At 61.3% G+C, this 15096-nt stretch carries 6 protein-coding genes; all 6 read left to right on the top strand.

Annotation, left to right across the window (positions count from 1 at the left end):
• Nucleotides 1-203: 203 nt before the first annotated feature.
• The 6 genes from VHO05_RS04090 (at nt 204) to VHO05_RS04115 (ending at nt 15094) form a co-directional block, all read left to right on the top strand.
• On the top strand, nt 204-7325 hold the full coding sequence (locus VHO05_RS04090; protein ID WP_329645341.1) for a DUF5801 repeats-in-toxin domain-containing protein: 7122 nt from the start codon (nt 204-206) through the stop codon (nt 7323-7325).
• A gap of 217 nt (nt 7326-7542) precedes the next feature.
• Nucleotides 7543-8559 carry a hypothetical protein gene (locus tag VHO05_RS04095; RefSeq protein WP_329645342.1) on the top strand — a complete coding sequence of 339 codons (1017 nt, stop codon included), beginning with the start codon at nt 7543-7545 and terminating at the stop codon, nt 8557-8559.
• A 329-nt stretch (nt 8560-8888) separates the two neighbouring features.
• A complete protein-coding gene (locus tag VHO05_RS04100; RefSeq protein WP_329645343.1) occupies nt 8889-9638 on the top strand; it encodes an outer membrane protein in 750 nt (249 codons plus the stop codon).
• 722 nt (nt 9639-10360) lie between these two features.
• Nucleotides 10361-12160, top strand: coding sequence for a type I secretion system permease/ATPase (locus tag VHO05_RS04105; protein WP_329645344.1), 1800 nt, complete (start codon nt 10361-10363; stop codon nt 12158-12160).
• The gene (locus VHO05_RS04110; RefSeq protein WP_329645345.1) at nt 12157-13524 is read left to right on the top strand and encodes an HlyD family type I secretion periplasmic adaptor subunit; all 1368 of its coding nucleotides are present in this window, start codon (nt 12157-12159) and stop codon (nt 13522-13524) included. Before VHO05_RS04105 ends, VHO05_RS04110 begins: the two co-directional genes overlap by 4 nt.
• Nucleotides 13525-13813: 289 nt before the next feature.
• The gene (locus VHO05_RS04115) at nt 13814-15094 is read left to right on the top strand and encodes an ABC transporter substrate-binding protein (RefSeq protein ID WP_329645346.1); all 1281 of its coding nucleotides are present in this window, start codon (nt 13814-13816) and stop codon (nt 15092-15094) included.
• Nucleotides 15095-15096 lie beyond the last annotated feature (2 nt).

Below are 15096 nucleotides of genomic sequence, written 5' to 3' on the forward strand. Positions count from 1 at the left end.
AAAAATTCGTTTATTCGATTTTTCCAATTTAATGAAATTGGAAATAAAATTAATGCCCATTAACGATAAATCGGCGAAACCATTCAGTGAAGTTACGGAGGGGTTTAAAAGCGTCCCAATTCAAGGGGTCTTTTTTATTCCGCAAAGCCTCCCCGCTATCCCCGTCGGGCCGAAGGCTTGCGAGTTTTCGTGGAGCATTCGCCGTGGCGAAAAAAGTTAAGCCGAAGATTCTTACGTTTGCTCAGCTTTGCAAGATTGCCGCCCCCACCGTCCTTACGCCGAACCAGTCGGCCTGCGTCGCCGAGCTCCCCGACCGCGACAAGTTCGAGAACAATTACACTCACACCAAGTCGGCGCTGTTGAAGTTCAAGGACACGGCCGGCGACAAGCACGTCGCATCGTTCACGCCCTGTGGCACCGACTACGTCGGCAGCTTCGTTCTGAGCGCGATCAACCAGACGGCGGATACGCTCACCTGGACATTCAAGGTCAACGATGCCGATCTCGACTATCTCGCCTGCGGCGAGACGCTCATTCAGAACTATAAGATCACCATCACCGACGGCTGCGGAAAGAAGGTAACGACCACCGTCACCGTGAAGATCGTCGGGACCAACGACGCTCCCGTCATCACGTCGGGACCTCAGATCGGCAAAGTCACGGAGATTTCCGAGTGCGCACCGTCGAAGGGGTGCGACGAGGGTGGCGAAGGACCGGCTGTCTCTGAGCGTACGGAAGGTGGCGAGGGCCAGCAGGACAAGGACGGCGATTGCGGTTGCGGCCCGAGCGACAGCGGCGCCGAGGGTGAGAACACCGTCGATCACGTCCAGGGTGGTGTCATCACCTTCAAGGATGTCGACAAGAAAGACACCCACACGGTCAAGGTAGAAGCGGTCGGCCAAGGTTATCTCGGTTCGCTTGTTCTCGGCGCCCTCGACCAGGCGAATGACAAGGTCGATTGGACGTTCAAGGTCAACGACGCGGATATCGACTACCTGGCCCCCGGCCAGACCCTGACACAGGTCTACAAGGTCACGATCTCGGATGGCCACGGCGGCACGGCCACCACGACGATCACCATCGTCATTTGCGGCACCGACGATGGCGTGAAGATCTCCGGTCTTGATGCTGAAGGCGCTGATCTCTGCGTCTATGAGAACGATCTCTCGGCTTCACGCGGTCAAGGCGAGGCAGACGGCTCGTCGCCGGATGCGGCCGGCCTCGTGAAAACTGGCACCTTCAGCATCGATGCGCCGGATGGGCTCAATACCGTCAAGATCGGCGGCGTCACCGTCATCGCCAATGGCGTCCTGACGGCAACGACCGAGATCGCGACAGCGCACGGCAAGATCACCGTCACCGGTTTCAGCAACGGCGTCGTCAGCTTCACCTACACGCTGCTCGACAACGTCATCAACGCGCCGGGAGAGGACAGCTATACCGATAGCGCCCTCGTCACCGTAACCGACAAGGACGGCAGCTGTGCCTCGGCCTCGATCGACATCAAGATCAAGGACGACGTGCCGTCGATTGCCGCCAGCGACAAGCCGCTCCCCTGCTTGATCGTCGATGAGAGCGATCTCGACACGAATGCAACCGGGGATTTCTCCGGAGCTTTCACGAGCGTCTCCGGTGCAGATGGCGCAACCGTCGCCTATGCGCTCGCGCTCAGCGGCGACGGCACAACGGGACTGAAGGACTCGGAAACCGGCCTCGACGTCACCCTGAAGATTGACAATGGTGTGGTCTTTGGCGTCGTGAACGACGGCACGGAGCACGTTGTCTTCGCGCTTTCTGTCGATTCGACGGGCCACATCGCGCTCGACCAGCAGCGTGCCGTCATGCACCCCGACCCTGCCAACGCCGACGAATCCGTTTCGCTCTCAGGCGCTGGATTGATCTCCATCGTTGCCACGATCACGGATGGCGACGCCGATACGGATACCGCGAGCGTCAACATCACCGGCGCGATCAAGTTCGAGGACAGCGCGCCGAGCATCTCCGCCAACGCGGTGCCGGCCGATAGCCTGCAAGTCGACGAAACCGATCTCGACACCAACGGTACGGCAAACTTTGCGTCGCTCTTTACGTCCGCCTTCGGCGCCGACGGCCCCGGCTCGGTGACCTATGCACTGAGCATCAGCCAGACCGGCGCGGACTCGGGTCTCGTCGATAGCGAGACGGGACAACCCGTTCTGCTCTATTTTGAAGGCACCAACGTCACCGGCCGCATCGGCGGCCCCGGCGGCGACAAGGTTTTCCTGATCAGCATCGACACATCGACGGGCATGGTGACGCTCGATCAGCAGCGCGCGATCATGCATTTGCCGAACACCGGTCCCGATCAAGAAACATCGCTGTCGGCGGATGACCTCATCAAGCTCACCGCGACCATCACCGATAAGGACGGCGATACGAACTCAGCCACCGTCAACCTCGGCAACGCCATCTCCTTCAAGGACAGCGCGCCGAGCATCTCCGCCAACGCGGTGCCGGCCGATAGCCTGCGGGTCGACGAGACCGATCTCGACACCAACGGCGCGGCAAACTTTGCGTCGCTCTTTACGTCCGCCTTCGGCGCCGACGGCCCCGGCTCGGTGAGCTATGCACTGAACATCAGCCAAACCGGCGCGGACTCGGGTCTCGTCGATAGCGAGACGGGGCAGCCCATTCTGCTCTACTTGGAAGGCACCAACGTCACCGGCCGCATCGGCGGCCCCGGCGGCGACAAGGTTTTCCTGATCAGCATCGACACGTCGACGGGCATGGTGACGCTCGATCAGCAGCGGGCGATCATGCACTCGCCCAACAGCGGTCCCGATCAAGAGACGTCGCTGTCCGCGGATGATCTGATCAAGCTCACTGCGACCATCACCGACAAGGACGGCGATACGGACTCGGCCACCATCAACCTCGGCAATGCCATCTCGTTCAAGGATGACGCGCCGAATGTCGATTTCGCCGGTGCGACCACAGTCAACGAGAATGGCGCTGCGGTAAACGGAACCTACGAGTTCCAGCCCGGCGCCGATGGGCTTCTGTCGGGCGGGCTGACTGTGAACATCGACGGGGCAAACCCCGTGTCGTTCACGGCGGCCCAGCTTGCCGACGGAGAAACCATCGTCACATCGGCGGGCACGCTGCAGCTCTCTGCGCCCGCCGCAAACGGCAATGGCACCTGGACATTCACGCCCACGGCAGTCAACGCCACGGCGAACGTCAACATTTCGATCACGCTGACCGACAAGGATGGCGACAGCGACACGGACACGCATGCGATCCAGGTCGTGAACGTCAACCAGCCGCTGGTGATCAACGGTGCCGTTGCTGGCGTCGTCGAGGAGGAACAGCTTCCGAACGGGATCGATGACGCAGGCGTTCCCGCACTCGATACCGATACGGCCGGCAGCCTCAACACGGTCACCAACGTTTCAACGGGCAGCTTCCACTCGCTCGTAACCGGTGGCGTCGACGGCACGCTGTCGTTCGCTATCCCCACGGTGTCGGCGGGTACGCAGGTCACGACGGTCGCCAATGGCGCGCTGTTCGCGGGCGGCAAGGCCGTCTATTTCGCCAAGGACGGCGCCAACCTGATTGGTTACACCAACAGCGACGGCGGCAATGGATCGTATGGCGCAGGCGACACCAAGGTGTTCGAGCTCTCGGTCAACTCTTCGACCGGCGACTATACGTTCACGCTGCTCGCCCCCATCGATCATCCGTCCGGCAATGGCGAGAACACGATCGCTATTAATCTGAACGGCCGTGTCACCGTCACGGACTCCGGTGGTCCGGCCGGCGACACCAATGTCGGACTCAATGCATCGATCACGGTGATCGACGACGCGCCGCTCGCAAAGAATGATGTGGCCAGCGTGGTCGAAGGCGAAGGCAAGGACTTCAACGCCGCCTTCGTGCTCGATTTCAGCGGCAGCATCGACAGCAGTGAGCTGAACCAGATGCTGACCGCCGTCAAGGGCGCGGCGGCCGAGCTGTTCAACGGCACGAGCGGCGATGTGAAGGTTACGGTCGTTGCCTTTGCGAGCGACGCCATCGCCTATACACCGGTGACGTCGTATGCCGCACTCGCCACGCTGATCGACAGTCTGAACCCGGCAACGGGTGGTTCGCGACCGCTCAGCAGCGCGACCGATTTCACAGACGCCATTATTAAGACGATGTCGAGCTACACGCCGACGGCTGGCTGGAGCAACCAAGTCTTCTTCATCAGCGATGGCAATCCCAACGAGCAGACCGGCAGCAACGGCAATTCGCTCGCGGACGCCACGCGGACGGCGTGGACCAACTTCGTCAATGGGGCAAACCCGGTCAACGTCACCACGATCGGTGTCGGCGACGGCATTAACAACGCCCGCCTGCAGGACGTCGACGTGGACGGCTCGGGCTCGCCGGTGCTCGTCTCGAACTTCGCCGACGTGATCAATGCGCTGCTCGGCGCGGGCATCGGTGGCGACATCTCGGGCAATGTCCTGCTCGGCAACGACAACGCCGTCGGCGGTGGCGATGACGATGCGTTCGGAGCGGATGGCGCAGGCCACGTCGCATCCATCGCCATCAACGGCGTGACCTATGCGTATAACGGCGCCGGCACGATCACGCCGAGCGTTGGCTCGCCGATCTCCGGCACGCTTCTTTCTGGCATTGTCACCGGAAATGGCGGCAAGCTGTCGTTCAACTTCGTGACAGGCGCCTGGAGCTATACCGCTCCGACCGGTATCACCAACAATGTGACGGAGTCGTTTGCCTACTCGATCGTCGATCGTGATGGCGACGCATCCACCGCCACACTGCAGGTCAATGTTCAGGCGACCAACGACGCGCCGTTGAACACGGTGCCGGCCTCGATTGCGGTTGTCGAGGATACGCAGACGAAGCTGACGGGCATTTCCTTCGCGGATTCGGACATCGCCGGCTCGACGCTCATCGTGACGCTGTCGGTCCCGGCCGGTCTGCTGTCGGCCACATCGGGCGCGGGCGTGACGGTCGGTGGCTCCGGAACCGGCGCGCTGACCCTCACGGGCACGCTTGCCGCAATCAATACCTTCCTGTCGTCGGGCTCCGGCGCGTTCTATACGCCGGCGGCCAATGCCAACGGCGCGGTCACGCTCACCGTCACCTCGAACGACGGCGGTGCAACGGGTGCCGGTGGCGCGAAGAGCGATACGGACACGATCACACTGAACATCTCGTCCGTGAACGACGCACCGGTCGCAAGCATCACGCAGGCGAGCTACTCGGCAACGGAGCAGACGAACCTCGCGTTGCATGGCACCGGCCTCTCGGTGTCCGACGTCGACGCCGGCAACAACAGCATCTCCGTGACACTGTCCGTCGGAGCCGGAATCCTGACCATCGCCGCCGGCAACGGCGGCGCCTCGGTGAGCGGTAGCGGCACGTCGAGCGTTACGATTACGGGCAGCCAGGCGCAGATCAACAGCCTCTTGTCCGGGTCGTCCACCGGCACGGTCTTCTTCAACGCCAACAGCGACGCGCCACCGGCGTCCACCACGCTGACACTGCTCGTTGACGACACCGGAGACACGGGCGCAGGCGGTGCGCTGACGGATAGCGAGAGCGTTTCGATCAACATCACAGGCGTGAACGACGCTCCGGTCAACACCGTGCCGTCGTCGATCTCGGTTCTCCAGAATACGCCGACGAAGCTCTCGGGCATCTCGTTTGCCGACGCGGACATCGGCTCGTCCAATCTGACGGTTACGCTGTCGATCCCGGGCGGATCTGGAGCGCTGTCCGCCACCAGTGCGGCAGGCGTCACGGTTGGCGGTACGTCGTCGGCGCTGACGCTCACGGGCACGCAGACGGCAATCAACGCCTTCCTCGTCAACGCTGCGCAGGGTGTCACCTTTACGCCCATCAGCAACTCCGTGGCCGATGTGACGCTGACCGTCACCTCGAGCGACGGCGGCGCAACGGGAACGGGCGGCGTAAAGACCGATATCGACACGGTGACGCTCGATCTCTTCAAGCCGGAGCTCGCACCGATCATCAATGCGCCCAACCTGCTCTACTGGTCGGGCACCGGAAGCGGAGATCAGACTGCGATCAACCGCATCAGCTTCCAGGATGAGGATTCGGCGAGCAGTACGGTCCGCGTCACGCTGCGCATGGACGATGCCGACGATGCACTGACGGCCACGTCAGGATCTGGCGTGACGGTTGGCGGAAGCGGCTCGCGTGAAATCACCCTGGACGGCACGATTGCGGCCATCAACGCCTTCCTTTACGCGGGGGCTGTACAATGGAACCCGGATGGGTCCGGCAACGGCGCCACCGGCGCGCTGACTGTCACGATTGACGACAACGGGACGGCGGCTGGCGGCAACCAAGTCTCCACCACCATCTCGATTTCGGAGATCAATCCGCAGTTCACGGGTAGCACCAACACGATCGACTTCTCCGGCATCAACCTCAACGACATCACGTCCGATCCGAACGCCGGCAACGGAAATGATGTGATCACCACGTCGTGGTGGCACCAGAACTCCAGCGCCGTCGTCTATGAGGGCGGCAGCGGCACGGACACGATCAATCTCGTGTTCACCCCCGACCAGCTCGCGGAAATTCTCGCCAACTCCACGTGGCAGGGCAACCTGCGAGGCTATCTCGACGGCACACCGGGCACGCTCACGCTGCAAGACTCGTCTTGGAACGCGAACGCGACGGGATTCGAGACCGCGACGGTCTCGCTGGCCACGGGCTACGGCAACGGCATCCTCAATATCAGCAATATTCTGATGCCCACGCCGCCCAGCCAGGCGCCGACGGCCAACGCCGATCTGATCATCGGAACGAGCGGCAACGATACGGCGCTCGGTGGCGCAAGCGGCAGCAACGGCAACGACGTCCTGGTGGGACTCGCGGGCAACGACACGCTTGCCGGCGGCGCTGGCAACGACTTGCTGCTGGGCGGAGACGGCAACGATATCTTGAAGGGCGGAACCGGGAACGACGTGCTGTCCGGCGGACGCGGGGCCGACACCTTCGTCTTTGCCGAAACGCCGGGCTCTGCGAACGCGGACGTCATCGTCGACTACAGCTATGTCGAAGGCGACGTCGTCGACCTCAGCGCATTGCTGGATGCCTCGTTCGGGTCGGGAAGCAACCTGGCAGATTTCGTACGTCTCACGGTGTCCGGATCGAACATCGTCGTCGAAGTTGACACCAACGGCACTGCCGGTGGCCAAAACTTCCAGCAGGTCGCGACGCTGGAAGACTCCAACACGGCGGGCCAGGATCCTGTGAAGGTCTTCTTCGAAGGTCAGAACTGGGTTGTGACCGCCTAAACAGTGCGAAATGCTTTGCAATCAAAAGTCGGTGGCTGACAAATCGGCTGCCGGCTTTTTCTTGCCTGTGGCTGAGCTGCACGAGGCCAGTCGCGATTCGCTCACGAATCGCGCATTGCTGGGGATTATCCGTCGTCGGCGCGCCTATTTCAGGTCGAGGGAGCGTATACGTTTGCGCTCGCACACGTGCAGCCGACGAAGCAGGTGGGGGATCGAAATGACGAAGTGGCGCGTGGCTCTCGTGATGCTCGCAGCCGGGCTGTTCGCATTTCCTGCGTCCTCTTGGGCCGATATGGGCAAGGCGCCCGTAGGCGCGAAAGGCTACATCCTCGGCTTCGAAGGTGGATATCTCTTTCAGGATGGCCCCGAAGTCACTGGCCACGGCATCGTTCTCTCGCCGGGCGGCTCCACGCACGACGTCAAGGTGTCTCCGGAAGATGGCTACTTCGTCGGGGGCATGGTCGGCTACGACAACGGCACGCCTTATCTTTTCGGCTTCCACCGCGTGGAGCTCTTTCTGCTCTACGGTGAGGCCGACGACAGCGAGCGCGATCGGGCTCCGCCCCTGTCCGACATCGTTCTGAAGACGGTCGATGGCGCCATTCTTGGCAGCGGCGGCGGCCTGACTGGTAGGACGACTGTCGAGCGGAAGTCCTGGGAGTTCGGATTCCGCCTAGAGGATGACGACACCATCAACAGCACCACGACTGTCACGTGGGTCCTGTCACCTTTCATTCGCAACTTTGACGAGGACACGGACACGCTCGTGACCACGGCAACGTGCTGCGGAGGATGTTGCGAATTCCGGCGTGGCGCCGACGTAGATTCGTGGCTCTACGGCGTCTATGTCGCCGCGGAGCCCGAGACATGGCTCACGTCCAACTTTGCTCTTGTCGCGCGCCTGGGCGCTGGCATCTACGGCTACGATGCCGACGGCAAATTCCGCTCGAGTTCTACGGCAGTGGCGCCTGACCTCTTCGCGGCGCACGTATCCGACGGCGACTCTGGCGTCGGTTTTCGTGGATTGCTTGGCGCCGGTCTGAAGTTCAAGATTTCGTCGACGGCCCAGCTCGAAGGTTTCGCCGAGGCAGACTACTTTTCGGATGTTCCGACGGCGCATCTGACAAGCAACGACCCGAGCGGCGGGCTCGTCTCTCACGTCCAGTCCGACGATCTCTGGGAGCTACGCTCAGGTCTTCGTCTGACGCTGGGTCTTGGATCCTCTCCAAACTAATTTCGACGCAGAACGCCGATGGGGGATAGGCGGGGGCTAGCTACGGCAGCCCCCGTTTGATTTCACCTGCATATGCCCGCTCGAATGCTTCACTTTAGAAGCGCGCAGCGCGTTCTGATTAGGCCGGAAAAGGGTGAATCCTGCGCAGGATAGAGGACGTGTTCTTCCTGCAACCCTAGCTCTGAATCACATGATCCGTGGAGTGACCTCCTCGACGTGCGAGGGCGAATCACTGTTCGCTTGGCACACATTTCGACGCGCATTCAAGAGTCGGAATACCCCTAGGGGTGATGCTGACGGCTGACTTACCTGGCAAGGGAATGGAACCAATGACGCGCAAATTGGCACTTTTGTTGGTGGTAACGGCGTTGACCTGGTCAGGCAGCGCCTCTGCGGATGGCATGAACGCAGCGCCTGTGGCTGCCGCGGCGACTGGCTGCGGAACAGGGCCGTTCAACGGCTTCTATGTCGGCGCCGGTCTCGGCTACGGCCGGCACGACGCCGATATTACGGACAAGATTTACGGCGGGAAGTACGGTGACGACGACAGCAATTTCACCGGCGGCGCCTTCTGGGGCTACAACTATCAATGTGACCGCTGGCTGATCGGCTATGAATCCGACATCAACTTCCTGAACTCGTCGTCCGAAGACCACGTCGATACGATCTCGCTGAAGAGCGACATCGACTGGTACGGAACCTCACGGGTTCGGCTCGGCCTGGTCTCCAGCGACCGTGTTCTCTTCTACGCCACAGGCGGCTTGGCCTATGCCACCGTCGACCATCGCTTTAGCGACTCGTTCTTCTCCTTCTCGAGAAAGGACGACGACACGCAATGGGGATGGACCATTGGCGGTGGCGTCGAGTTCATCCACGCCGGCAACTGGACGGTGCGGGCCGAAAGCCTCTGGGTCGATCTGGGGAGCGAGACCGAGAACTACAAAGTCTCGTCGGACAGTTCATATGGTTGCTCGCAGGTTTGCCGGGCGACTGCAAAATGGGAAGACGACTTCTGGGTTGCGAGAGTGGGCATCGCATACAAATTCGGCGCCCGCGAAGAGGTTGCCCCTCTGAAATAGATATCTTCCAGCGCAAAGGCTGGAAAAGGGAGCCCTTGGGCTCCCTTTTTGTTTTTTGGTTTCCGTGTTTGGGGAACATTCGGGCGGGGCTGCATAATTTTGCCAACCGTTCGGAAATGGGGCGCGAAAAATGGGCGTATGCTAGCTTTGGTCTTTACCAGTGTAACGTTTCGGTACTGACGAAAAGGATATGCGGAAGTATCCATACGATACCTAGGGGCTAAGATCTTAGCTGGAGAGTACGATATGGCCTTCTGGAAATGCACGAAAGTTAAACCGAAACCCCCGCCGAAGCCCTGCAAGCCGCCAAAAGATTGCAAGCCCCCGAAGGATTGCAAACCGCCGCAGGAATGCAAGCCACCCAAGTGCGAAGTCAAGACCGACTGCGGTTACAAGCCGGATTACGGCTGCGAGGTAAAGATTCCCTGCCACCCCTCAATGGACGGTCAGCCGGCTTAATTGAGCGCACCAATAGCCGATCCAATCATCTAGCTGAGCGATGGGACGGCGCCACGATTACGGCCCGCGCCAAATGAAAATTGGCGCGGGTTCATAAATGCGAGTGAGTGAAAGATATGCTCGCATAATGGAAAAATAGGCTAGCCATAAAGTAAATAGAAGTGTCACGACATTTGGCTGTGGCGGTGCGCGTATAAAATAAAATATGGCGCGGAATTTGCTGAAGGCATTTCGTCGAATGAGCCCGAGGCTCGGTGCCAGCTATGTCAAATAGAAAAATTTCCGGAGTTCGCCCAACTCCCCCGCAGATGGCTGCGGTTCTGAGGGAGTGCCGCTCCGCATTTCGGACGGTGGCGGCCTTCAGTTTCGTCATCAATATTCTCATGCTGGCGACCCCGCTTTTCATGCTCCAGGTCATGGACCGCGTTTTGCGTTCGGGGCGAGTCGAGACCCTTGTTCTTCTTGCTCTCATCACCTGCGTGGCGATCTTGGTGATGAGTGTGCTGGACACGCTGCGCGCTTCGATTGCCATGCGGACCGGAGCTTGGATCAATGAGCAGCTGAGCCCTGTCTTCATCGAAACCGGCGTGCGGGCCGCCCTCAAGGGAGATCATGGCGGCGCGGAAGCACTGCGCGACCTTGGTGAGATCCAGAGCTTCATCGCCACGCAAGGCATGTCAGCGTTCTTTGATTCCCCGTGGGTGCCGATCTTTGTCGGGTTCATTTGGTTCCTGCATCCCTATCTCGGCACGGTCGCGCTGCTTTCGGCGCTTGCACTGTTCGCGCTCAGCCTCGCCAACGAATGGATGACACGAGCGCCGACGCAGGCAGCCCACACGGCGCAGACAGAGGCCATGCAGTTGGCGGATGTCACCATGCGCAACGCCGAGGTGGTGCGCGCGATGGCGCTTTTGCCTGCCATGATGGCACGCTGGCGCATCGTCAACGCGGATGTGACGGCCGCTTACCAGATGGCCGGCGAAACGGCTGGACGTATCCTGTCTCTGACGAAGTTCGTGCGGTCGTTCGTTCAGGTCGCGATTCTTGGCGTTGGCGCGTGGCTCGTGGTTCAGAATGCCATCACGACCGGCGCCATGATTGCGGCGGCAATTCTGCTCGGCCGCGCCTTGGCCCCTGTGGAGATGGCGATCGGCGGCTGGAAAACATTCGTATCCGCGCGTCTCGCTTACGGCCGTCTCTGCGAGCATTTGACAGAGTATCCGCCCGAGGTTCGCCATCCGGCCTTGCCGCAACCGGAGGGGCACGTGAGCGTCGAGGGCCTGAGCTATGCCGCGCCGAACAACGGCCCGATGCTGCTCAAGGACATCTCGTTCGACATCCGGCCAGGTGAAGCTCTCGCTATCATCGGCCCATCCGGTGCGGGTAAGAGCACGCTTTGCCGGCTCCTCGTCGGTCTCACGATGCCCGCAGAAGGTGCCGTGCGCCTTGACGGGTCCGACCTCCGGCATTGGCAGTCGGATGAGCTGGGGCGCTACATCGGCTTCCTGCCTCAGGATGTGGAGCTGTTCCCCGGCACAGTGCAGGACAACATCGCGCGCATGTGGGCGGGTGACGACGAGGCCGTTGTCGATGCGGCAGTCCGCGCGCGTGTGCATCCTCTGATTCAGCGGCTCCCCAACGGATACGCTACGTGGATTGGCGATGGTGGCATCCGCCTTTCGGGCGGGCAGCGGCAACGCATCGGCCTGGCGCGGGCGGTGTTTGGTGAGGCGCGTGTCATCGTCCTCGATGAGCCAAACGCCAATCTCGATCAGGCCGGCGAATCCGCCCTCGCCGATACGCTGAAGGATTTGAAGCGCCGCGGATGCACGCTCGTCATCGTCGGGCACCGGCCCTCGACGCTGGCGCAGGCCGACAAGGTCCTGGTTTTGAACAACGGGGCCATGGCCATGTATGGAAGCCGCGACACGGTCCTGAAGGCTTGGAGCGAAGCATCCGCCAACACAGGGAATGCCGACGCCGTGCCGATGCGTCGTCCCGGCAGTTTGGCAAACGCGCTAACGCGATCTGCAGATCATCAAATCGAGGCGGGCGCGTCATGAACGCACTCACGGTCATTTCCGGCGACCAGGGCAAAGCACTGATCGAGGCACCCGATTGGAGTCCGGCTGCGGAAACGCCGAGCCTTTCCGAGTACGTGGGACGCCCGGCGCGAACCGGCTACGCGCTGATCTTCCTCTTTGTCTTCGGATTTGGCGCTTGGGCGGCAACCGCGCCGCTGGCCGGTGGCGCAGTCGCTCCGGGCATCGTAAGCCCGACGAGCAACCGCAAGACGGTGCAGCATCTGGAAGGCGGCATCGTCCGCGAATTGAAAGTGCGCGAGGGTGAGACCGTCGCCGCCGGGCAGCCTCTCATCGTTCTCGACCCCATTCAGTCGAGCGCGACCTACGAAGCTCTCATGGGCCAGCGTCAGTCTCTGCTCGCGCGCAGTGCAAGACTCGATGCAGAGAAGAGTGGTGCGGAAAAGCTGCAATTTCCGTCTGAGCTACAAGTCGACGGCCATTTGAGTGCGGTCGCTGCGTCCCAGCAGCAGATCTTCCTGTCTCGTCGCGCCACCCATCAGGCACGCAAGAATGTGCTCGCCAAAAAAGTCGAGCAACTCAACGAGCAAGTGGCAGGCTTGACGGCTCAGGCCGAGAGCACGCAGACCCAGTTGGGCTTCATTCGCGAGGAAGCAGCAGGAAAGATCGCTCTCGTGAACAAGGGTCTGCTCGCCAAGCCGGAAGCACTGAGGCTGCAGCGCGAGGAAAGCGCGCTGGTGGGACGGCACAGTGAGTACATGTCGGAAATCGGCAGGGTGCGTCAGCAGATTGCCGAGACCGAGCTGCAGAGTTTGAGTCTGGACGCCGAGCGGCTGGACGAGGTGACGGCCGAGTCCGACAAGGTGCGCCTCGATCTGGCCGATCTCGGAGAACGCCTGCGCGCAAGCGCAGACGTGCTGAAGCGGACTGTCATCACTGCGCCCACAGGCGGCACCGTCATCAACATGCGGGCCAAGACCCTTGGGGGAGTCGTCCAGCGTGGCGAGTCCATTCTCGAGATCGTGCCCACTGACGATGCGCTGATCATCGACGCGCACGTCTATCCGAACGACATTAACCGCGTGCACCCCGGTCTCGTGGCGCAGATCCACCTCTCGGCCTATTCGAGCCGCGTGCTTCCCCGCATTGAAGGCCGTGTCAAGTCGGTGTCGCCGGATCGCGTCACCGACCCCAGTGGCCAGCAGGCCTACTATCTGGCTCGGGTTGAGGTTGATCGGGAAAAGCTCAAGAAGGACGCCCCGAACGTCGAGCTCATCCCGGGTATGGCGGCTGAGATTGTCATCGTCGCGGAGGAGCGGACGTTGCTGCAGTACCTCTGGCAGCCGATCGAAGCCGCGCTCCGCCGCGGCATGCACGAGAGTTGAGCGGTTACGGTCTCGCCGCCTGAACAAAAAAGGGTGTTCGCCTCCGGTATTGGCCTTGGATGCGCGCGACACGCAGAATCTGTAGAATGCGCTTGCAACAGTCGTTGATCCAAGGTGCGATGGACGCGCGCGTCGGCTCATGGCATGAGCATCGTGTCGGCGACAGACGCAGGCTTGCATACGGGCTATGATAAGTGCCGGGTAAGCTCGAACTGATTTCATCAGTGTTGCAGCCAGTGGGAGGCTTGTCCCGTATTGAGAGCTTGGAACCACGAGAAGAAGCCTATCGATGGGCGGTCGAGCAAAAAGTCCAGTTGGTAGCGCACTTGCGGTTGCCCTGCGCAATTTCGGCATTGAATCCCGAACGGATCTCAAGATCGGCTTTTTGGCTCCCTTGACGGGCCCGCTTAAGGCATGGGCGGCGCCGGGGCTGAACGGAAGCAGCATCTGGATCGATCGCGTGAACGCCGCTGGCGGCGTCAAGGTCGGCAATCGGCGGTACATGCTCGAACTGGTCCAGTACGACACCAAGTATCAGCCGGATCTGGCTTTGCGCGGCGCCCGGAAGCTCATTGTCGAGGACGACGTCAAGCTCATCCTGATGATCGGTGGCGACGACCTCAGTCCCGAATTGCGCCGGCTCATCAGCCAGCAGCGCATGCTTGTCTCGACTTTGCTGCCGAGCGACCTCACGCCCGATGCACCTACGTTGGTCGCGCCGAGCGAGGTGCATCCAATCTACAACGTCACGGGAGTCGAATGGCTAAGGCGAAACAAGCCGCATCTCAAGACGGCGGCCATGTGCGCTCAGAAGGACCTCCTTGGTCTGCCATCGATGGCGACCTACCGCGCCGCTTTCGAGGCTGCGGGTATCGAGCTGGTGGCCGAGAAGCTGTTCGAGCCCGACAGCGTGGACTTTGGCCAGGTCGTCGAGGAGATGATGGCCCGGAACCCCGATATCTTGTGCTGGGATACGGCCTATGAGCCGTTTGTGCATGAGCTGACGGTCGAGGCCTTCAAGCGCGGGTTCAAGGGGCAGCTCCTGTCCTGCACGTGCGACAACTATCAGGAGCTAATCCGGCGCACGAGCCCGGAATTCATGGAAGGATTCGTCTTCCAGTTCCCGGATTTCGATGATCCCAAGCTCAACGAGCCGCAGGTGAATTTCGAGGACCCCGGCGAATTCTACGATGAGTTCTGCAGACGCTTCCCGGGCGAGTGGAGCGCCGTGTCCTGGGAGTACGCCTCAACGCTTGAGCTGTGGAAGAACGCCGTACAGCGCGCGCGTACGTTCGAACCGTTCGCCGTTCTCGCCTTCATGCGTGTGGGTGGCGTCGGTCATCACGCCTTTGGAGAGGCGATCTGGTGGGGCAAAGACCTGTTCGGCATCGACAATGCGCTCGTGGGCGATTGGCCGGTGGTTGCCATCGTCGATGGGCGTGCGCGCATACAGGAATACGGCTCGATCATCGACTGGTGGAACAGCCATAAGTCCGTGCTCATCAAGCACATGCGCGCGCTTGACCTGATGTGGGACCAGCGCGAGCACCAAGCGGCCGCCTCGTCGTAGTC

Source organism: Hyphomicrobium sp. (assembly GCF_036262015.1).
GTDB lineage: Bacteria > Pseudomonadota > Alphaproteobacteria > Rhizobiales > Hyphomicrobiaceae > Hyphomicrobium_C.